Source organism: Bacillus sp. LJBS17 (assembly GCF_019334685.1).
Classification (GTDB): Bacteria; Bacillota; Bacilli; order Bacillales; family Bacillaceae; genus Bacillus; species Bacillus subtilis.
Map to the genome: position 1 here is coordinate 3,064,542 of NZ_CP079759.1, position 20,798 is coordinate 3,085,339.

The window sequence follows — 20,798 nt, forward strand, 5'->3', positions numbered from 1 at the left end:
ATGAAGCTTGCCTTTATCTGTACAGAAAAGCTGCCGGCGCCCGCAGTACGCGGCGGCGCTATTCAAATGATGATTGACGGTGTCACGCCCTATTTCAGCAGCAGGTACGACCTGACTATTTTTTCAATAGAAGATCCAGCGCTTCCAAAAAGAGAAACAAAAGACGGCGTACATTATATCCATCTGCCAAAAGAACATTACCGCGAGGCGGTAGCCGAAGAGCTGCGAGCCTCTTCCTTTGACCTCATTCATGTGTTCAACAGGCCTTTAAATGTCTCTTTATATAAAAAAGCCTCACCAAACAGCAAGATCGTTCTGAGCCTGCATAACGAAATGTTTTCTGAAAAAAAAATGACCTTCGCGCAAGGAAAAGAAGTACTCGACAATGTCTCCATAATCACAACTGTGAGCGAATTTATTAAACAAACCGTCATTGAACGTTTCCCTGAAGCCGAGGACATCACAAAAGTTGTGTATTCCGGCGTTGATTTAAACTCTTATCCGCCCGTCTGGACGATGAAAGGCTCGGCTGTCAGAAAAACATACCGGAAAAAATACGGTATTGAAGATAAAAAAGTTATTTTATTCGCCGGCCGTTTAAGCCCGACAAAAGGACCTCACCTTCTCATTCACAGCATGAGACGGATTTTGCAGCAGCACCCTGATGCTGTACTGGTCATAGCAGGCGGGAAGTGGTTCAGCGATGACAGCGAAAACCAATATGTAACCTATCTGCGCACGCTGGCGCTGCCATACAGAGACCACATAATCTTTACAAAATTCATTCCCGCTGACGACATCCCAAACCTTTTTCTGATGGCAGATGTATTTGTGTGCAGCTCTCAGTGGAACGAACCCCTCGCCCGTGTGAATTATGAAGCAATGGCGGCCGGCACGCCCTTAATTACCACAAACCGGGGCGGAAACGGAGAAGTCGTAAAAGACGAAGTCACCGGCCTTGTCATCGACAGATACAACAAACCTTCTTCATTTGCAAAAGCAATTGACAGAGCCTTTACAGATCAAGAATTAATGAGCAAAATGACAAAAAACGCCCGACAGCATGTAGAAGCTTTATTTACCTTTACCCATGCGGCCAAAAGGCTCAATACTGTTTACCAATCCGTTCTCACTCCGAAAAACAAACAATTTCCGCCGCCTTTTCTGACGCAAAATTTTGATTTATCATCTATCAATCAGCTTTTTGTGAAAGCAAAAACATAAAACCTACAGCTCGTGTTGCAAAACGGGCTGTTTTTTTGCTGCAGAGAACATGAAAAAAGGCATAAATATGACTTTATGCCTTGCGCTTTACGGTTTGAGAAAACCATGGAGCTGGTTTAGATTCACTTGGAAGAATGATGATTTCCACTCTAGCTTCCTCCGCTAAGTCTGGTTCTTCATCTTCCTCCTCTTCTTCTACATATGGGGGCGCTGAGCGTTTCGAATCACGTTCCTCCTCAGGCTCTAGAATGGTTTCGAATTTCGTTTCTTCTTCATCATCGACGATTTTGTGATCTGTTTCCTTTTCCTTCGTTTCTTCTTGATATTCTTTCGGTGCATTGATGTGAGGGAGCTCTCGAATGCTGCCCACATCTAAATGCTTCTCCTCTTCTTCCTTCTCAGCTGAGGTTGAGTCATGAGCCTGCCATCCCATCGGTCCAGGCGGTGTAAATACGAATTGGTCGAGATCCAGTTTAGAAATAGAGGCTTTTTGTTTCGATGACCTCATGTCAATTCGCCTCCCGATACGCTTTTATCTTTTTATACAGTTCCGGCAGTTTATCCAAAAACGAATCTTTAGATTCTTCAACAGAAATCATGTTTTGCAACGCCCAGTTATACTTCTCATCTGACCACGTTTTCTTTTGCTTCAAATAATATTTGTGCCCGATTGCACAGAACAAATGCGGAAACGCGAGATCAATCCAAAGTACCTCGTACTGTTTTTCTGTGAGTGGATACACTGCGTCGTAGGACGCAAGCAGTGCAACCATGAAATCAGTATCCCATACAGAAAGCTTAACCATCACTTTATTCAGCAGAATACGAAGGTCTCTTGACGGCAAATCGTAGGTAATCGAGTGAAGCTCCTTTAAAAAAGGCTCCCCTTCGATCTCTGTCAAACGTGCCAATGTAAAATCCTGAAAACAGAATCCGCCATGCTCGAGCGTTTCTTTTGTCCAGGTTTCGTATTCTGAGTCATCAAGCGCCTGAAGAGCTTCTTTTCCTCTTGCCAGCATTTTATCAGCATGTTTTAAGAAAGTTTGCGAAAATACGTCATCAGGATAGGATGCCGCGATCTGCATATTCCCTTCAAGTTCCTGCAGCTTCCATCGGTACAATTTGTGCCATTTTCCCAGCCTGCTTCTCTTCTTGCTTTCATCTGTGCAAACATATCCTTTTGAGGCATGATGAAAATGGCCGGCAAATGACATGACTTTTTTCATTTGCTCTGCATCATAGTAAATCATTTCTTTTCCTGTCACTTTGTCATATAAGCTGTAAGAAACCTGATCCGTGCCCAAGCAGCTCCCGCCATTTTTTGTTTGATGAATCGGCGCTATCGGCAGCCCTTTCTCTTGTAAATGGGCGTGTGCCTGAGTGATAAAAAGCATCCGCTCCGGTTTCATTTGCGCTTCTTTTAGCAGCTTTGGGCCATGATCAGTTTCGACTTCCCAGACTTTGCGTCCGCTTTTGTTCGATTTCAGCGCCACATTGTCAATATGAAAAGGATAATAGCTGAGAATTTCGGACACAATCTGTTCTTCATGCTCTTTTTGGTACACTCTGTTCACCCCTTCTATCTGTTCTTTTCATAGACGCTGAGCAGATTTTCAGCCACCCTCTGCCAGCCAAATTTGTTTTCTGCCTCACGGCGGCTGTATTTCCCAAGCCGTTCCCGCTTTTCAGAGCTGCTCAGCAAATCATTGATGCGTTCGGCATATTGTTTAGGATTTTCAAAGTCATGAATGATGTAGCCGTTTTTCCCTTCCTCTATGACCTCTGGATTGCCTCCCCGATTGCTTGTAATAATAGGAAGTCCCGCAGCCATCGCTTCATAATGCACCCTTGCTAAAGGCTCCTGCCATTGCGAAGAGCATACAAATACATCTGACATGGTATAAAGGCGCGGAATGTCCTTTGGCTTCACAAATTGAATAAATGTGACATGATCCTTTTGCATCGCACCAAGGGTATGAAGATGTTTGACATAGTTATTTAATTCATTATCTCCGAACCATTTTGACCCGATAAACACCATCATGACATCGGGGTGCTCCTCAATGATGTCCGGCAAAGCCTGCAATAATATGTGCGGGCCTTTGACTTTGCTAAGCCGGCCGACAAACAAGACGATTTTTTTGCCGTGAAGCCCCAGCTCGCTTCGCATCTCTTCGCGAGCTCGCTGCCCTTCATTCGTCCAGTGAGGGTGGTACGTTTTTAAATCCACACCGGAATACACCGTTTTTGTTTTTGATCGTGCTGACGGAAAACGGCTTGTGATCGTCTGTCCGATATAATCGCTGACCGTAACAATCTGCGCTACGGAGTCGATGCAAATCTCGCCTTCCGCCTGGCTGATTTTATCGTAAGCGAACATTTCATTGTGAACGCTTAAAATAAAAACAGCATCCGGCGCCTGTTTCTTCAATTTCGGAACCCAGCTTGGGCGATTACAAACATGCACAAGATCAAAACGGCTCTTTTTCAGCTCTGCTCCAACGGCTTCTTCATAACGGTCTTCATCCAAATGCACATAATGGACACCGTCTACCTTCTCTCTATCAGCGAGATTCGGATCTTTAATAGAAAACACAGTCACCTCATGTTTTTTTGCAATTAAAGGGGCAACCGCTTCGAGGTAGATTTGAATGGCGCCTCCTCGAACCGATGGGACAGGAAGCTTCTCTGTGGCGATCAGTGCTATTTTCATACATAGCCTCCATTCCTGCATGATTTTTAACTAGTTAGAATCATGATACGGCTGAACAAGCAACTTGTGCGGAATGGGACTGCCCTAAAAACAAAACGGGTAAACAACCAGATTCATCTATTAAATATAGTCAAATAACTCAATCATTTTTTCCTTTTGATTCATAAGGTAGGAGTAAAACAGGTAAGGATGTGTCCTTTAATGGCAGAAAACCATGAAGTCATTGAGGAGGGGAATTCATCAGAGCTTCCTTTATCAGCAGAAGATGCAAAAAAATTAACGGAGCTGGCTGAAAATGTGCTTCAAGGATGGGATGTGCAGGCTGAAAAAATAGACGTCATTCAGGGAAACCAGATGGCGCTTGTCTGGAAGGTCCACACAGACTCCGGCGCGGTTTGTCTAAAACGAATACACAGGCCAGAAAAGAAAGCGTTGTTTTCCATTTTCGCGCAGGACTATTTAGCAAAAAAAGGCATGAATGTTCCTGGCATACTCCCAAACAAAAAAGGCAGCCTATATTCTAAGCACGGCTCATTTCTATTTGTCGTATATGACTGGATCGAAGGAAGACCGTTTGAGCTGACTGTAAAGCAGGACTTGGAGTTTATCATGAAAGGCCTTGCTGATTTTCATACAGCTTCCGTCGGATATCAGCCGCCAAATGGCGTTCCCGTATTTACCAAATTAGGTCGCTGGCCGAATCACTACACGAAACGATGCAAACAGATGGAAACGTGGAAGCTGATGGCGGAGGCGGAAAAAGAAGATCCTTTCTCACAGCTTTATCTTCAGGAGATAGATGGCTTTATTGAAGACGGGCTGCGCATCAAAGACCGGCTTTTGCAATCGACCTATGTTCCATGGACTGAACAGCTGAAAAAAAGCCCTAACCTTTGCCACCAGGATTACGGAACCGGGAATACACTCTTAGGAGAAAATGAACAGATTTGGGTCATCGACTTAGATACCGTATCATTTGATCTGCCTATTCGCGATTTGCGCAAAATGATTATTCCGCTTTTGGATACGACGGGTGTTTGGGATGACGAGACATTTCATGTCATGCTGAACGCATACGAATCCAGAGCCCCATTAACTGAAGAACAAAAACAAGTCATGTTTATAGATATGCTGTTTCCTTATGAGCTTTACGATGTCATTCGCGAAAAATACGTCCGCAAGTCTGCTTTACCGAAGGAAGAATTAGAATCAGCTTTTGAATATGAACGCATTAAATCAAACGCATTGCAGCAGCTGATTTAACCCCATCATTTCCCCCGCATATCGGGGGTTTGATCTTTATAAGCTAAAGGGTAAGTGTAAATGTAAAATAAATACATACGGAGGGTACAAACATGAAAAAGATTTTCGGCGCCATAGCGGTTTTTGTGATTACATATGCGCTGTTTTCAGCCGCAGGCTACCTGTTTCCTGTGGACCAAGAATGGTACAATTCATTGAAAAAACCGGACTGGACGCCAAGCGGAACTGCGATCGGCATCATTTGGGCCATCCTGTTTGCCCTGATCTCCCTTTCAGCAGCCATTGTATATGCTGCGTTTTCATTTAAAGGTGCGAAAAGCTTTTGGTTTACACTTTTGATAAATTACGTGCTCAATCAAGCCTTCAGCTATTTCCAGTTTACGCAAAAAAATCTGCTGGCTGCATCGCTTGACTGCCTGCTTGTCGCCATCACAGCAATCGTATTACTGATCATTGCCAAAAAATACAGCAGAACCGCAAGCTATCTTCTTTTGCCTTATTTTTTATGGAGTGCATTTGCGACGTTCTTATCCTTTACAATCAATTCAATGAATCTGTGAACAAAAAAAGCCGCTTATACAGCGGCTTTTTCACATCATCGGCTTGATGCCCCAAATGTCCTTCGCATATTCCCGGATCGTGCGGTCGCTGGAGAAATATCCTGAATGAGCAATGTTTACAATCGAACGCTCAGACCATTTCCTTCGCTCTCGATAATCAGCTTGAATTCGCTCCTGCGCATCTGCATATGAGCTGAAATCCTTCAGCACAAAATACTCATCATTATGCGGAAGCAGCGAGTCAAAGATCGATTCAAATTCATCTGCTTCTCCTTCAAAAAAACCATTGATCAGCTGATCCGCTACCTGCCTGATTCTTCTGTCATGCTGATAATATTCCCTCGATCTATAGCCGCCGTTTTCCTGATACGATAGAACCTCATCCGCCTTTAAGCCGAACGTGTAAATACAGTCAGGGCCCACCCGCTCAAGGATCTCGATATTTGCGCCGTCATGCGTGCCGATCGTCAAAGCCCCGTTCATCATAAACTTCATATTCCCTGTACCAGACGCTTCCTTGCTTGCGGTTGAAATTTGCTCACTTACGTCTGATGCCGGAAAAATTCGCTCAGCCATAGAAACTCTATAATTTTCTAAAAAAACAACTTTGATCAGCTGTTTGACCGCCGGATCATAATTGACTTTTTCTGCGACAGAATGGATCAGCTTAATGATTTTCTTGGCATAATAATAGCTTGGTGAAGCCTTTGCCCCGAAAATAAAGGTTTGCGGGTAGATTGAAAACCCCGAATCCTCCTTGAGGCGGTTATACAAATACATAATGTGAAGAACATTCAGCAGCTGCCGTTTATATGCATGAAGCCGTTTCACCTGTACGTCGAATATGCTCTCAGGGTTCACAACCACCCCGGCCGTGCAAAAAATCAAATCGGCAAGCTCTTGTTTTTTCTTGCTTTTGTTGTTTTGAAACTGTTCAATAAATGCAGGATCAGTGGCGTACGGTTCTAAACGGATCAGTGATTCCGGCTGTTTGACCCATTCATCGCCGATCGCCTCTGTAATGATGGCAGACAAGCCCGGATTCGCTTTTAACAGCCAGCGCCTGTGGGCAATTCCATTCGTCTTATTGTTAAAACGATTCGGAAACAGCAAGTGAAAGTCGCGCATCTCCCTTTCCTTTAATATATCGGAATGTATTTTTGCAACGCCATTTACACTGTAGCTGCCTACTATGGCCAGATGAGCCATTTTGACAACACCATGCGCTGTAATCGCCATGTTCTCTATCCTTTTCCAGTCTCCCGGATACTTTTCCCAAACTGCGCGGCAAAACCTCTCATTGATCTCTTCAATAATCATGTACATTCGCGGGAGCAGCGGCTTAAACAAATGAATCGGCCATTTCTCGAGCGCTTCTGACAATGTTGTATGATTTGTATAAGAAATCGTATGTACAGTGATATGCCAAGCTTCTTCCCAGCCCATGTTCTCTTCATCGAGCAAAATCCGCATCAGCTCAGGCACCGCAAGCGCAGGGTGAGTGTCATTAATATGAATGCTCACTTTTTTATGCAGGCCGGATAAAGATTTATGTGTTTTACGGTAATTGTTCACAATGCTTTTTAAGCTTGCGCATACTAAAAAATACTGCTGCTTCAGCCGTAAAATTTTCCCCTCATCATGGGTGTCATCGGGATATAAGAATTCAGAAACCGCTTCTGTTTCCCGCTTATAAGACAAAATATTACCGCCGTGATAATGCGCATAGGGCTCGGCGTTCCAAAGCCTTAACGTGTTGACAGTGCCCGTTTCATAGCCGATGATCGGTATATCATAAGGAACAGCGGTAACAATTGTCGCTTGTTCGTGGCGAAAATGCAGGCGCCCGCTTTTTTCTGTCATATGGACTTCGCCCCAAAACGGCACGTCCACTGCTTGATCCGCATTCCTTACTTCCCATACGTTCCCGTTTTTCAGCCATTGCTCAGGCAGCTCCACCTGATGCCCGTCTACAATTTTTTGCTCAAACAAACCATGCTTATAACGTATGCCCATGCCGTGCCCAGGCAGGTTCAACGAAGCAAGCGAATCTAAAAAGCAAGCGGCCAAGCGGCCAAGTCCGCCATTGCCGAGACCTGCATCGTTCTCTATCTGAAGGATCTCCTCTAAATTGATGCCGATTTCCTTTAAACCAGCTTCTACAACATCACGAACACCAAGATTCATTAAGTTTTGCTCAAGGAGCTGACCGAGCAGAAATTCGATTGATAAATAATATGTCTGCTTCCCGGAATTTGATCTGCTTTTTTCATTCGTTTCGATCCAATCAGCGCTGATATACTCTCTGACCATATTGCCCAACGTTTTATATTGATCCAGCTTGGCAGAATCTTTAAAGCTTTTTCCGCACGTCATTTCCAGACGCTTTAAAAATAAGTCTGCAAAGCGTTCTTTACTCGAGAACATCCCGTCCACTCCTTGTCACCTGCTCGAAAATACGCTGATACTCTTTAGCCGACTTCCCCCAGCTGTAATCTGCATTCATAGCGGTCTTCACGATGCTCTTCCATACATCCTGTTGGCGATAAAACGACAGTGCCCTTTCTATCGTAAATTTCAGATCATGCGCATTAAAGGCGGAAAACGTAAAGCCATTGCCCGTTCCCTCTTCCTCCTGATAGGCACGGACAGTGTCGTAAAGACCGCCCGTTTCCCTGACAATCGGAATGGCGCCATATTGAAGAGCAATGAGCTGCCCCAAACCGCACGGCTCAAATTTCGACGGCATCAAAAACATATCAGAGCCCGCATAAATTTGATGGGCTAGCGGCTCATCAAACCCGATATAAGCCCGGCACTTCTCATGAAAAGCAAATTCTGCATACCGGAAATAATCTTCAAATTCACGTTCTCCTGTGCCCAGCACAACCAGCTGTATGTCTTGCTCCTCAAGAAGTTCATGCATAATTCTGCGGACAAGATCAAGCCCCTTTTGTTTAGTGAGCCTTGTCACCATACTGATCAGCGGAATATCGTTTTTCTCTGGAAGCCCCATCCGCCGCTGAAGCTTCGTTTTGTTTTCCAACTTGCATGCAAGATCCCCTGAATCGTATTGCGCCTCTATATAAGGATCGCTTTTCGGCTGATAGAACGTATCATCAATGCCATTTAATATGCCGGTTACATCATTTTCCCTATATTGCAAAACCTGTTCCAGCTGCTCACCATAATACGGCGTCATGATTTCATTTCTGTAAGTGGGGCTCACAGTTGTCACATGATCAGCCGCAATGATGCCCGCCTTCATAAAATTAACAAATCCGTTGCATTCTAACCTTTCATAATGAAAATGATCCATCTCAAGACCCAGCAAGTCATGTGTGACATCAGGAGGGAATATGCCTTGAAACTGCAGGTTGTGGATCGTGAGCACGCTTTTCATCCGTTCATAAAAAGGATGTTTTCTGTACTCCTCTTTCAGCAAATAATTGACCATCGCTGTATGCCAATCGTGAGTATGAACAATATCGGCTTGAACATTCACAACTTTGGCAGCCTCCAGCACAGCTCTTGAAAAAAAGGCAAACCGCTCACCGTCATCATAATGCCCGTACAACGAATCCCTGTTGAAATAGTACTCATTGTCGATGAAGTAATAATTCACATCATCTTCGTCCATATGTTCAATTCCGCAATATTGCTGACGCCAGCCGACAGCTACGGTGCACTCAGCCTTTTTCTTCATACGCTTTTTCCACAGCTCAGGTATTTGGCTGTACTTCGGCAGCATCACATATACTTCATTGCCTAATCGCGCAAGCGCCTTCGGAAGAGCGCCTGCTACATCGGCAAGACCTCCTGATTTAACAAATGGGGTGCATTCAGACACAGCAAATAATATCTTCAAGAATTCATCAGCTCTCCTTGCACCAAACCTTTTCTTAATACAAGCGGCTGGTCAGCTGTTCCAGCAGCTTCCGTCGCCTTGCCGATTTTAACGTCCTTATCCGAAATGACCTGCTCAAGAAGACAATCCTCGCCAATCTGCGTTTTTTGCATAATAATACAGTTTTTCAGCTTCGTACCCTTTCCGACATGGACCGCCCTGAACAAAATGCAGTTTTCAACCTCTCCTTCAAGCACACAGCCGTTTGCCACCAAAGAATTTTTGACAGTGCTGTGTTTTCCGTATTTCGTCGGCGGTTCATCCTTCACTTTTGTGTAGATAGGCTGCTGCGGCAAAAACACCTGCTGCCAAAAACGGGGCTGAATGAGTTCCATACTGTGGGTATAATATTTTTCCACCGAATCAATAACTGCGGCATAACCTGAATATTCATAAGGGCAAATGGTCAGAGCGGAAGCTTCCTTTTCAACAGCCTCCTGAATGGTTTTATAGCCTTTTTCACTATGTCCGTAGATCAAATCTTTTAAAAGTGTTGTAGACATGATATAAATTTGCAGCGACTGGCCGTCCTGAAATACCTCGGTGACATCGCAGCCAACCTCCTGATGGCGTTTCAGCACATATTGAAATTGAATGTTGCATACGGTATGGCTGTTGGAGATTACAGCATATTGCTGAGTGCTTCTGTGGAAGTAATCTAGATGGTCCGAAAACTGGCGAAAGGAACCGAATTCATCGTATTCGTGATGAAGATGGGGAGACGGGAAAAAAAAGAGGCCGTCCTTTTTCCGGTGCAAATCCCATTCCTTACCCGCCCCAAGGTGATCCATGAGCGAACGGTAACGATACTTCGGAAAAATTGCAACACTCCTAATATCCGCATTCACCATGTTGGAAAGCATAAAATCAATCAGTCGGTACCTGCCGGCAAAAGGGATCGCCCCGAGCGACCGCTGTGCTGTTAAATCCTGAAGAGAATGCTTATATGTGGTTTCATCTATAACACCTAACATTTGATTATTGAACACTGACTCTGCCCCCTCTTCAGTAATTAAATCAATTCTTTTTCTACAAATTCCTCTGAAACGAGCAGCACCTCTTCAATGTCTTTTTCGGAGCGAATCACTGCGCCATCCGGCAGCACCATCCCATTAGGAACAATGGCATTTTCAATGACTACATGCTCCCCAATCGTCACATCCGGCATTATGACGGATGATGTAACAGTCGTATGCTTACCGACAGTCACACCTTGAAAAAGAACGGAGTGAGACACATTTCCATATACAACACAACCTTCGTTCACAAGCGAATCTTGAACCTGCGCATCAGATGAAATAAATTGCGGAGGCTGATTTGGATTGACGGAGTAAATTTTCCATTTGCGTTCAAACAGCTTCAGCTCCGAGTCCTCTTTTAACAAATCCATATTGGCTTCCCACAAGCTCTGCACCGTTCCGACATCCTTCCAATATCCCTTGAACGGATAAGCAGAAAGCTTCTTTTTCTCCTCCAAAAGCAGAGGAATAATGTCTTTGCCGAAGTCGTGGCTAGAATAAGGGTTTTGATCGTCCATCTCAAGATACTGTTTCAAAAGCTGCCAATTGAATATATAAATTCCCATTGAGGCAAGATTGCTCTTAGGGAATTTGGGCTTTTCATCAAAATGTGTGATCGTCCCATCTGGATTGGCCTTCATGATGCCGAACCGGCTTGCTTCCTCCCAGCCCACTTCGATGACAGAGATGGTCACATCTGCTTTCTTTTCAATGTGATAATCAAGCATTTTGCCGTAGTCCATTTTGTATATGTGATCTCCTGATAAAATCAGTACATACTCCGGATCATACTGATTCAAATAATTGAGATTTTCATAAATGGCGCTTGCCGTCCCTTTATACCATTTGACTTCTGATGACTCGGCATAAGGGGGTAAAACCGTCACGCCGCCATTATATCTATCCAGGTCCCATGCACTGCCGATCCCAATATAGGAATTCAGCTCAAGCGGCTGATATTGCGTTAAAATCCCGACTGTGTCTATGCCTGAATTAGAACAGTTGCTTAGGGTAAAATCAATAATCCTGTATTTTCCCCCGAAAGATACAGCCGGTTTGGCCATATTTTTTGTTAATCCGCTGAGACGGCTGCCCTTCCCGCCGGCAAGGAGCATGGCTACACATTGTTTTTTCATCTTTTTATCTCTCCTCTTTTTTTAACCGCCCGTAAAATCGAGATGCCGTAAGGGGGGATGGTCATCGTGATATAACACGGTTTATGATGAAGTGCTCCCTTTTTGGCCGATAACGGCTTTTTGTTGATTTGCCCTGAGCCTCCATATGTTTCACTGTCACTGTTAAGCACTTCAATGTATTGAGTAAAAAAAGGAACTCCAACATCATATTGATGATAGACCACGGGTGTAAAATTACAAATGATGACAAGCGCCTCACCGTGCTTTTTGCCATAACGAATAAAAGAAAAGATTGATTGTTCGTCATTATGGACATCAATCCATTCAAACGATTGTGCACGATGGTCATGCTCATAAAGGATTTTGCTTTTTTGGTAAAAGCGGAGAAGATCTTGCGTAAAAACGCTGGCTTTCTGATGCATGGGGAAGGAGTCCAAAAACCAATCAAGCTGTTCTGTATCTTTCCATTCATCAAATTGGGCAAACTCTGATCCCATAAAGATCAATTTCTTTCCGGGATGCACTGTCATATAGCCCAGCAAAAGCCGATACTGGGCAAATTTCTGCCAGTAGTCGCCAGGCATTTTATTAAGAAGTGATTTTTTTCCGTATACGACTTCATCATGAGAAAACGGCAATACAAAATGTTCACTAAACGCATATAGTAATGAAAAAGAGATAAGCTGATGACAATGCCGCCTTTCTTCGGGCGGCGTCTCCATGTATTTCAGTACGTCATTCATCCATCCCATATTCCATTTATAATGAAAACCAAGCCCCCCTTCCTCAACGGCACCTGTCACTTGAGGCCATTCTGTAGAATCTTCCGCAATCATCATCACATGTGGATATGCCTCTCTCATGGTTTGATTGAGTTTTTTTAAAAAATCAACAGCATATGGATTCGTGTGGCGTTCATCCTGATTTGGCCAATACAGGATATTAGCCACTGCATCAACCCTAAATCCATCTATATGATAGAATTCCGCCCAGTACAACGCATTCGAAATTAAAAAACTATGAACTTCCGGTTTCCCCAGGTCAAAGTTTGCCGTGCCCCATAACCAGTTCTCCCGATCACGTTCTTCTTTGTATTCATAAAGCGGTTCTCCATCAAACATATAAAGGCCATGTGCATCTTTACAAAAATGTCCGGGGACCCAATCCAAAATGACTCCGATATTTTGTTGATGACATTCATCAACAAACTTCATCAGATCATGCGGCGGGCCAAACCTGCTTGTCGGGCTGTAATACCCCGTTCCTTGGTACCCCCATGAACGATCATATGGATGCTCATACACCGGAAGCAGTTCAATATGGGTAAACCCATGCTCCTTGATATAAGGGATAAGCGTCTGACTTAATTCTTTATAGGAATAATGCCTGCCATCAGAATGCTTCTTCCAAGACCCAAGATGCAGTTCATAAATGAAAACAGGTTTTTCATACAGCGTCTTAGCCTTCTGTTTCTTTTGCCATTTTTGATCTTGCCAGCTGTACCCTTCCAAATCGTAAGTAAGTGACGCTGTGTTTGGTCTGACTTCTGAATAAATAGCGTATGGATCTGCCTTCAGCCTGATCTCACCGTTATTCGTCACGATTTCATATTTATATCGTTCCTTTTCTCCTATACCTGGAATAAATAACGTCCAAATGCCATTATCATTCACTCTGTGCATCACATGCTCTTCTCCAGACCAGCTGTTAAAATCTCCAGCCACTCGTACTTCCGACGCATGAGGCGCCCACACACAGAATTCATATCCGCTTTTGCCATTCAGCTCGCGGTAATGCGAGCCAAACAGCTGATAGCTTTTAAACAGACTGCCTTCGTGAAAAAGATAAACATCATGTGCTGTCGGGCTGGCAGCGGCCATGTAATCATCCTTTCTGACATCATAGTTTTCATTTATAGTATTTATTCGAAGAAATAAAAAAAAGCCCTTTCCTGAAAGCGCTTATACTTATAGACAATTAACTTCATTTTCTGAAGAAAAACGAAATATATGGAGATTTTTGTAGTCTGTTTTTAAAATAAAGAACAAAATCTAAGACATATCATGATTTAGAAAACAAAAAAACCTTGCAGGATATGCAAGGCTTCTGGATGACCCGTACGGGATTCGAACCCGTGTTACCGCCGTGAAAGGGCGGTGTCTTAACCGCTTGACCAACGGGCCGATAATTATGATATCTGTAATCATATGGCGGAGAAGGAGGGATTTGAACCCTCGCGCCGCTTACACGACCTACACCCTTAGCAGGGGCGCCTCTTCAGCCACTTGAGTACTTCTCCATTTGGCTCCACAGGCAGGATTCGAACCTGCGACCGATCGGTTAACAGCCGATAGCTCTACCACTGAGCTACTGTGGAATACAAAAGTCATGGTGGGCCTGAATGGACTCGAACCATCGACCTCACGCTTATCAGGCGTGCGCTCTAACCAGCTGAGCTACAGGCCCATGACGATATAGAAATGGAGCGGGTGATGGGAATCGAACCCACGACATCAGCTTGGAAGGCTGAGGTTTTACCACTAAACTACACCCGCAATTTTTATTTGGGGCGATTGATGGGAATCGAACCCACGAATGCCAGAGCCACAATCTGGTGCGTTAACCACTTCGCCACAACCGCCAAAATATATTGATAAATGGTGGCTCGGGACGGAATCGAACCGCCGACACACGGATTTTCAGTCCGTTGCTCTACCAACTGAGCTACCGAGCCTAAGTATTTAAATGGCGGTCCGGACGGGACTCGAACCCGCGACCTCCTGCGTGACAGGCAGGCATTCTAACCAACTGAACTACCGGACCATTTTAAAATTTGGTTGCGGGGGCAGGATTTGAACCTGCGACCTTCGGGTTATGAGCCCGACGAGCTACCGAACTGCTCCACCCCGCGATGATTAGGAATATGTATGGCGGAGGAAGAGGGATTCGAACCCCCGCGGGCTTTGACACCCCTGTCGGTTTTCAAGACCGATCCCTTCAGCCAGACTTGGGTATTCCTCCGTATAGTGGTGGACCTTGTAGGACTCGAACCTACGACCGGACGGTTATGAGCCGTCTGCTCTAACCAACTGAGCTAAAGGTCCATTGGTAGCGGCGGAGGGGATCGAACCCCCGACCTCACGGGTATGAACCGTACGCTCTAGCCAGCTGAGCTACACCGCCAAATATTTTTTGAAACCAAGTGGAGCCTAGCGGGATCGAACCGCTGACCTCCTGCGTGCAAAGCAGGCGCTCTCCCAGCTGAGCTAAGGCCCCAAGAATGGTCGGGAAGACAGGATTCGAACCTGCGACCCCATGGTCCCAAACCATGTGCTCTACCAAGCTGAGCTACTTCCCGATTTCATATAGATCATGGCGCGCCCGAGAGGAGTCGAACCCCTAACCTTTTGATCCGTAGTCAAACGCTCTATCCAATTGAGCTACGGGCGCAACACTTAATGCCGAGGGCCGGACTTGAACCGGCACGGTAGTCACCTACCGCAGGATTTTAAGTCCTGTGTGTCTGCCAATTCCACCACCCCGGCGTGGATGGTATAGTTGGAGCGGAAGACGGGATTCGAACCCGCGACCCCCACCTTGGCAAGGTGGTGTTCTACCACTGAACTACTTCCGCAGAAATGGTGCGGATGAAGGGACTTGAACCCCCACGTCTGTAAAGACACTAGAGCCTGATTCTAGCGCGTCTGCCAATTCCGCCACATCCGCAACATGTAAATGGTGAGCCATGAAGGACTCGAACCTTCGACCCTCTGATTAAAAGTCAGATGCTCTACCAACTGAGCTAATGGCTCTTCTTACAAGAGACTTGAATATTATATCATATAAAAGTGGTGCCGGCAAGAGGACTTGAACCCCCAACCTACTGATTACAAGTCAGTTGCTCTACCAATTGAGCTACACCGGCATATATGTAAAACCGATATGTATAATGAAAAATGGTGGAGGATGACGGGCTCGAACCGCCGACCCTCTGCTTGTAAGGCAGATGCTCTCCCAGCTGAGCTAATCCTCCATACTTGCACTAACGTGCAATTGCTTGGCGGCGTCCTACTCTCACAGGGGGAAACCCCCGACTACCATCGGCGCTGAAGAGCTTAACTTCCGTGTTCGGTATGGGAACGGGTGTGACCTCTTCGCTATCGCCACCAAACAAATGCCTTCAGGATGAAGGTACTGGGCGTTTCTCACAGGATGTGAGAGCCCTTAGCGGAGTTTCCTTACCTTCCGCCTTTAGAGAGGTGTTCTCTCAAAACTAGATAACAGGTGTGACATCATTCAAAATGTGGTTAAGTCCTCGATCGATTAGTATCTGTCAGCTCCATGTGTCGCCACACTTCCACCTCAGACCTATCAACCTGATCATCTTTCAGGGATCTTACTTCCTTACGGAATGGGAAATCTCATCTTGAGGGGGGCTTCATGCTTAGATGCTTTCAGCACTTATCCCGTCCGCACATAGCTACCCAGCGATGCCCTTGGCAGAACAACTGGTACACCAGCGGTGCGTCCATCCCGGTCCTCTCGTACTAAGGACAGCTCCTCTCAAATTTCCTGCGCCCGCGACGGATAGGGACCGAACTGTCTCACGACGTTCTGAACCCAGCTCGCGTACCGCTTTAATGGGCGAACAGCCCAACCCTTGGGACCGACTACAGCCCCAGGATGCGATGAGCCGACATCGAGGTGCCAAACCTCCCCGTCGATGTGGACTCTTGGGGAGATAAGCCTGTTATCCCCGGGGTAGCTTTTATCCGTTGAGCGATGGTACCTTCCATGCGGAACCACCGGATCACTAAGCCCGACTTTCGTCCCTGCTCGACTTGTAGGTCTCGCAGTCAAGCTCCCTTGTGCCTTTACACTCTGCGAATGATTTCCAACCATTCTGAGGGAACCTTTGGGCGCCTCCGTTACCTTTTAGGAGGCGACCGCCCCAGTCAAACTGCCCACCTGACACTGTCTCCCCGCCCGATAAGGGCGGCGGGTTAGAAGGTCAATACAGCCAGGGTAGTATCCCACCGATGCCTCCACCGAAGCTGGCGCTCCGGTTTCCAAGGCTCCTACCTATCCTGTACAAGCTGTACCAACATTCAATATCAGGCTGCAGTAAAGCTCCACGGGGTCTTTCCGTCCTGTCGCGGGTAACCTGCATCTTCACAGGTACTATAATTTCACCGAGTCTCTCGTTGAGACAGTGCCCAGATCGTTGCGCCTTTCGTGCGGGTCGGAACTTACCCGACAAGGAATTTCGCTACCTTAGGACCGTTATAGTTACGTACGCCGTTTACTGGGGCTTCAATTCGCACCTTCGCTTACGCTAAGCGCTCCTCTTAACCTTCCAGCACCGGGCAGGCGTCAGCCCCTATACTTCGCCTTACGGCTTCGCAGAGACCTGTGTTTTTGCTAAACAGTCGCCTGGGCCTATTCACTGCGGCTCTCTCGGGCTTGCACCCTAACAGAGCACCCCTTCTCCCGAAGTTACGGGGTCATTTTGCCGAGTTCCTTAACGAGAGTTCTCTCGATCACCTTAGGATTCTCTCCTCGCCTACCTGTGTCGGTTTGCGGTACGGGCACCTCTCACCTCGCTAGAGGCTTTTCTTGGCAGTGTGGAATCAGGAACTTCGCTACTATATTTCGCTCGCCATCACAGCTCAGCCTTATGGGAAACGGATTTGCCTATTTCCCAGCCTAACTGCTTGGACGCGGATATCCAATACCGCGCTTACCCTATCCTCCTGCGTCCCCCCATTGCTCAAATGGTGAGGAGGTGGTACAGGAATATCAACCTGTTGTCCATCGCCTACGCCTTTCGTACTCGGCTTAGGTCCCGACTAACCCTGAGCGGACGAGCCTTCCTCAGGAAACCTTAGGCATTCGGTGGAGGGGATTCTCACCCCTCTTTCGCTACTCATACCGGCATTCTCACTTCTAAGCGCTCCACCAGTCCTTCCGGTCTGGCTTCACAGCCCTTAGAACGCTCTCCTACCACTGTTCGAAGAACAGTCCGCAGCTTCGGTGATACGTTTAGCCCCGGTACATTTTCGGCGCAGAGTCACTCGACCAGTGAGCTATTACGCACTCTTTAAATGGTGGCTGCTTCTAAGCCAACATCCTGGTTGTCTAAGCAACTCCACATCCTTTTCCACTTAACGTATACTTTGGGACCTTAGCTGGCGGTCTGGGCTGTTTCCCTTTCGACTACGGATCTTATCACTCGCAGTCTGACTCCCAAGGATAAGTCATTGGCATTCGGAGTTTGACTGAATTCGGTAACCCGGTAGGGTCCCTAGTCCAATCAGTGCTCTACCTCCAAGACTCTTACCTTGAGGCTAGCCCTAAAGCTATTTCGGAGAGAACCAGCTATCTCCAGGTTCGATTGGCATTTCACCCCTACCCACACCTCATCCCCGCACTTTTCAACGTGCGTGGGTTCGGCCTCCATTCAGTGTTACCTGAACTTCACCCTGGACATGGGTAGATCACCTGGTTTCGGGTCTACGACCACGTACTCATGCGCCCTATTCAGACTCGCTTTCGCTGCGGCTCCGCATCTTCTGCTTAACCTTGCACGGGATCGTAACTCGCCGGTTCATTCTACAAAAGGCACGCCATCACCCGTTAACGGGCTCTGACTACTTGTAGGCACACGGTTTCAGGATCTCTTTCACTCCCCTTCCGGGGTGCTTTTCACCTTTCCCTCACGGTACTGGTTCACTATCGGTCACTAGGGAGTATTTAGCCTTGGGAGATGGTCCTCCCGGATTCCGACGGAATTTCACGTGTTCCGCCGTACTCAGGATCCACTCAGGAGAGAACGAAGTTTTGACTACAGGGCTGTTACCTCCTATGGCGGGCCTTTCCAGACCTCTTCATCTACCTCGTTCTTTTGTAACTCCGTACAGAGTGTCCTACAACCCCAAGAGGCAAGCCTCTTGGTTTGGGCTAATCCCGTTTCGCTCGCCGCTACTCAGGGAATCGCATTTGCTTTCTCTTCCTCCGGGTACTTAGATGTTTCAGTTCCCCGGGTCTGCCTTCTCATATCCTATGAATTCAGATATGGATACCACTCCATTACGAGTGGTGGGTTTCCCCATTCGGAAATCTCCGGATCAAAGCTTGCTTACAGCTCCCCGAAGCATATCGGTGTTCGTCCCGTCCTTCATCGGCTCCTAGTGCCAAGGCATCCACCGTGCGCCCTTTCTAACTTAACCGTTAAAAAGAATCACTATGTGATATCTTGTGTTACTAATTGAATGTGATGTCTACTGTTATCTAGTTTTCAAAGAACACGTTTCGAAGGAATGATCCTTCAAAACTAAACAAGACAGGGAACGTTCTGTTTATAAGACCCAAGGTCTTATATTCCGTATAATATCCTTAGAAAGGAGGTGATCCAGCCGCACCTTCCGATACGGCTACCTTGTTACGACTTCACCCCAATCATCTGTCCCACCTTCGGCGGCTGGCTCCTAAAAGGTTACCTCACCGACTTCGGGTGTTACAAACTCTCGTGGTGTGACGGGCGGTGTGTACAAGCTCGGGAACGTATTCACCGCGGCATGCTGATCCGCGATTACTAGCGATTCCAGCTTCACGCAGTCGAGTTGCAGACTGCGATCCGAACTGAGAACAGATTTGTGGGATTGGCTTAACCTCGCGGTTTCGCTGCCCTTTGTTCTGTCCATTGTAGCACGTGTGTAGCCCAGGTCATAAGGGGCATGATGATTTGACGTCATCCCCACCTTCCTCCGGTTTGTCACCGGCAGTCACCTTAGAGTGCCCAACTGAATGCTGGCAACTAAGATCAAGGGTTGCGCTCGTTGCGGGACTTAACCCAACATCTCACGACACGAGCTGACGACAACCATGCACCACCTGTCACTCTGCCCCCGAAGGGGACGTCCTATCTCTAGGATTGTCAGAGGATGTCAAGACCTGGTAAGGTTCTTCGCGTTGCTTCGAATTAAACCACATGCTCCACCGCTTGTGCGGTACCGTCAATTCCTTTGAGTTTCAGTCTTGCGACCGTACTCCCCAGGCGGAGTGCTTAATGCGTTAGCTGCAGCACTAAGGGGCGGAAACCCCCTAACACTTAGCACTCATCGTTTACGGCGTGGACTACCAGGGTATCTAATCCTGTTCGCTCCCCACGCTTTCGCTCCTCAGCGTCAGTTACAGACCAGAGAGTCGCCTTCGCCACTGGTGTTCCTCCACATCTCTACGCATTTCACCGCTACACGTGGAATTCCACTCTCCTCTTCTGCACTCAAGTTCCCCAGTTTCCAATGACCCTCCCCGGTTGAGCCGGGGGCTTTCACATCAGACTTAAGAAACCGCCTGCGAGCCCTTTACGCCCAATAATTCCGGACAACGCTTGCCACCTACGTATTACCGCGGCTGCTGGCACGTAGTTAGCCGTGGCTTTCTGGTTAGGTACCGTCAAGGTACCGCCCTATTCGAACGGTACTTGTTCTTCCCTAACAACAGAGCTTTACGATCCGAAAACCTTCATCACTCACGCGGCGTTGCTCCGTCAGACTTTCGTCCATTGCGGAAGATTCCCTACTGCTGCCTCCCGTAGGAGTCTGGTAGTGTCTCAGTCCCAGTGTGGCCGATCACCCTCTCAGGTCGGCTACGCATCGTTGCCTTGGTGAGCCGTTACCTCACCAACTAGCTAATGCGCCGCGGGTCCATCTGTAAGTGGTAGCCGAAGCCACCTTTTATGTTTGAACCATGCGGTTCAAACAACCATCCGGTATTAGCCCCGGTTTCCCGGAGTTATCCCAGTCTTACAGGCAGGTTACCCACGTGTTACTCACCCGTCCGCCGCTAACATCAGGGAGCAAGCTCCCATCTGTCCGCTCGACTTGCATGTATTAGGCACGCCGCCAGCGTTCGTCCTGAGCCAGGATCAAACTCTCCGATAAATGGATCACAGGTTAAGTTCACCGCATCCTG

At 46.8% G+C, this 20,798-nt stretch carries 11 protein-coding genes, 21 tRNA genes and 3 rRNA genes; 3 read left to right on the forward strand and 32 right to left on the reverse strand.

Annotated features, from left to right (window positions below):
* Window positions 1-1,224: a glycosyltransferase family 4 protein gene (locus KXZ66_RS15830; RefSeq protein ID WP_032726474.1), complete on the forward strand. Its 1,224-nt coding sequence runs from the start codon at window positions 1-3 to the stop codon at window positions 1,222-1,224.
* Between the two features lie 73 nt (window positions 1,225-1,297).
* Here the strand turns inward: KXZ66_RS15830 and KXZ66_RS15835 are convergent, their stop codons facing one another.
* From KXZ66_RS15835 to cotSA, 3 genes are read right to left on the reverse strand one after another with little or no spacing between them, the layout of a single operon-like run.
* Entirely contained in the window at window positions 1,298-1,732 is a 435-nt protein-coding gene (locus tag KXZ66_RS15835) for a hypothetical protein (protein WP_151870093.1), read from the reverse strand.
* A 1-nt stretch (window position 1,733) separates the two neighbouring features.
* A complete protein-coding gene (gene cotS / locus KXZ66_RS15840) occupies window positions 1,734-2,789 on the reverse strand; it encodes a spore coat putative kinase CotS (RefSeq protein WP_103803295.1) in 1,056 nt (351 codons plus the stop codon).
* A 14-nt stretch (window positions 2,790-2,803) separates the two neighbouring features.
* Complete coding sequence (gene cotSA / locus KXZ66_RS15845; RefSeq protein ID WP_064670850.1) at window positions 2,804-3,937, reverse strand: spore coat protein CotSA; 1,134 nt, start codon at window positions 3,935-3,937, stop codon at window positions 2,804-2,806.
* A gap of 189 nt (window positions 3,938-4,126) precedes the next feature.
* On the opposite strand from cotSA, the gene cotI reads away from it, so the two are divergent.
* Window positions 4,127-5,200 (forward strand): spore coat kinase CotI, encoded by a 1,074-nt coding sequence (cotI, locus tag KXZ66_RS15850; RefSeq protein ID WP_080351468.1) that lies wholly within the window; start codon window positions 4,127-4,129, stop codon window positions 5,198-5,200.
* 92 nt (window positions 5,201-5,292) lie between these two features.
* Window positions 5,293-5,760 carry a TspO/MBR family protein gene (locus KXZ66_RS15855; RefSeq protein ID WP_041851138.1) on the forward strand — a complete coding sequence of 156 codons (468 nt, stop codon included), beginning with the start codon at window positions 5,293-5,295 and terminating at the stop codon, window positions 5,758-5,760.
* A gap of 30 nt (window positions 5,761-5,790) precedes the next feature.
* Here the strand turns inward: KXZ66_RS15855 and glgP are convergent, their stop codons facing one another.
* From glgP to KXZ66_RS16000, 29 genes are all read right to left on the reverse strand, one after another.
* Window positions 5,791-8,187, reverse strand: a complete 2,397-nt coding sequence (gene glgP, locus KXZ66_RS15860; RefSeq protein ID WP_032722378.1) for a glycogen phosphorylase GlgP — start codon at window positions 8,185-8,187, stop codon at window positions 5,791-5,793.
* A complete protein-coding gene (glgA, locus tag KXZ66_RS15865; protein ID WP_219144613.1) occupies window positions 8,174-9,628 on the reverse strand; it encodes a glycogen synthase GlgA in 1,455 nt (484 codons plus the stop codon). The genes glgP and glgA overlap by 14 nt, the downstream gene beginning before the upstream one ends.
* Complete coding sequence (gene glgD, locus KXZ66_RS15870; protein WP_021480380.1) at window positions 9,625-10,656, reverse strand: glucose-1-phosphate adenylyltransferase subunit GlgD; 1,032 nt, start codon at window positions 10,654-10,656, stop codon at window positions 9,625-9,627. The genes glgA and glgD overlap by 4 nt, the downstream gene beginning before the upstream one ends.
* A 23-nt stretch (window positions 10,657-10,679) precedes the next feature.
* Window positions 10,680-11,822, reverse strand: a complete 1,143-nt coding sequence (locus KXZ66_RS15875) for a glucose-1-phosphate adenylyltransferase (RefSeq protein WP_151870091.1) — start codon at window positions 11,820-11,822, stop codon at window positions 10,680-10,682.
* A complete protein-coding gene (glgB, locus tag KXZ66_RS15880) occupies window positions 11,819-13,702 on the reverse strand; it encodes a 1,4-alpha-glucan branching enzyme (protein ID WP_038829922.1) in 1,884 nt (627 codons plus the stop codon). Before glgB ends, KXZ66_RS15875 begins: the two co-directional genes overlap by 4 nt.
* Before the next feature lie 231 nt (window positions 13,703-13,933).
* Window positions 13,934-14,005: transfer RNA gene (locus tag KXZ66_RS15885), tRNA-Glu, on the reverse strand.
* Between the two features lie 25 nt (window positions 14,006-14,030).
* A tRNA-Ser gene (locus tag KXZ66_RS15890) sits at window positions 14,031-14,121 on the reverse strand.
* A gap of 3 nt (window positions 14,122-14,124) precedes the next feature.
* A tRNA-Asn gene (locus tag KXZ66_RS15895) sits at window positions 14,125-14,199 on the reverse strand.
* A 12-nt stretch (window positions 14,200-14,211) separates the two neighbouring features.
* Window positions 14,212-14,288, reverse strand: a tRNA-Ile gene (locus KXZ66_RS15900).
* A gap of 15 nt (window positions 14,289-14,303) precedes the next feature.
* Window positions 14,304-14,377: transfer RNA gene (locus tag KXZ66_RS15905), tRNA-Gly, on the reverse strand.
* A gap of 10 nt (window positions 14,378-14,387) precedes the next feature.
* Window positions 14,388-14,463: transfer RNA gene (locus KXZ66_RS15910), tRNA-His, on the reverse strand.
* Window positions 14,464-14,480: 17 nt separating this feature from the next.
* Window positions 14,481-14,556: transfer RNA gene (locus KXZ66_RS15915), tRNA-Phe, on the reverse strand.
* A gap of 12 nt (window positions 14,557-14,568) precedes the next feature.
* Window positions 14,569-14,645 (reverse strand) — tRNA-Asp (locus KXZ66_RS15920).
* Window positions 14,646-14,656: 11 nt separating this feature from the next.
* Window positions 14,657-14,733, reverse strand: a tRNA-Met gene (locus tag KXZ66_RS15925).
* Window positions 14,734-14,750: 17 nt separating this feature from the next.
* A tRNA-Ser gene (locus KXZ66_RS15930) sits at window positions 14,751-14,843 on the reverse strand.
* Between the two features lie 6 nt (window positions 14,844-14,849).
* A tRNA-Ile gene (locus tag KXZ66_RS15935) sits at window positions 14,850-14,926 on the reverse strand.
* A 2-nt stretch (window positions 14,927-14,928) separates the two neighbouring features.
* Window positions 14,929-15,005, reverse strand: a tRNA-Met gene (locus tag KXZ66_RS15940).
* Between the two features lie 20 nt (window positions 15,006-15,025).
* Window positions 15,026-15,098: transfer RNA gene (locus KXZ66_RS15945), tRNA-Ala, on the reverse strand.
* A gap of 5 nt (window positions 15,099-15,103) precedes the next feature.
* Window positions 15,104-15,180: transfer RNA gene (locus KXZ66_RS15950), tRNA-Pro, on the reverse strand.
* A 15-nt stretch (window positions 15,181-15,195) separates the two neighbouring features.
* Window positions 15,196-15,272, reverse strand: a tRNA-Arg gene (locus KXZ66_RS15955).
* 9 nt (window positions 15,273-15,281) lie between these two features.
* A tRNA-Leu gene (locus KXZ66_RS15960) sits at window positions 15,282-15,367 on the reverse strand.
* 14 nt (window positions 15,368-15,381) lie between these two features.
* Window positions 15,382-15,456 (reverse strand) — tRNA-Gly (locus KXZ66_RS15965).
* A 5-nt stretch (window positions 15,457-15,461) separates the two neighbouring features.
* A tRNA-Leu gene (locus KXZ66_RS15970) sits at window positions 15,462-15,548 on the reverse strand.
* A gap of 10 nt (window positions 15,549-15,558) precedes the next feature.
* Window positions 15,559-15,634: transfer RNA gene (locus KXZ66_RS15975), tRNA-Lys, on the reverse strand.
* Between the two features lie 37 nt (window positions 15,635-15,671).
* A tRNA-Thr gene (locus KXZ66_RS15980) sits at window positions 15,672-15,747 on the reverse strand.
* A gap of 32 nt (window positions 15,748-15,779) precedes the next feature.
* Window positions 15,780-15,855: transfer RNA gene (locus KXZ66_RS15985), tRNA-Val, on the reverse strand.
* A gap of 22 nt (window positions 15,856-15,877) precedes the next feature.
* Window positions 15,878-15,993: ribosomal RNA gene (rrf, locus tag KXZ66_RS15990) — 5S ribosomal RNA — on the reverse strand.
* 132 nt (window positions 15,994-16,125) lie between these two features.
* Window positions 16,126-19,051 (reverse strand): 23S ribosomal RNA (locus KXZ66_RS15995).
* 170 nt (window positions 19,052-19,221) lie between these two features.
* Window positions 19,222-20,767: ribosomal RNA gene (locus KXZ66_RS16000) — 16S ribosomal RNA — on the reverse strand.
* Together the 16S, 23S and 5S rRNA genes with 21 tRNA genes alongside form the textbook arrangement of a ribosomal RNA operon.
* Between the last annotated feature and the right edge of the window lie 31 nt (window positions 20,768-20,798).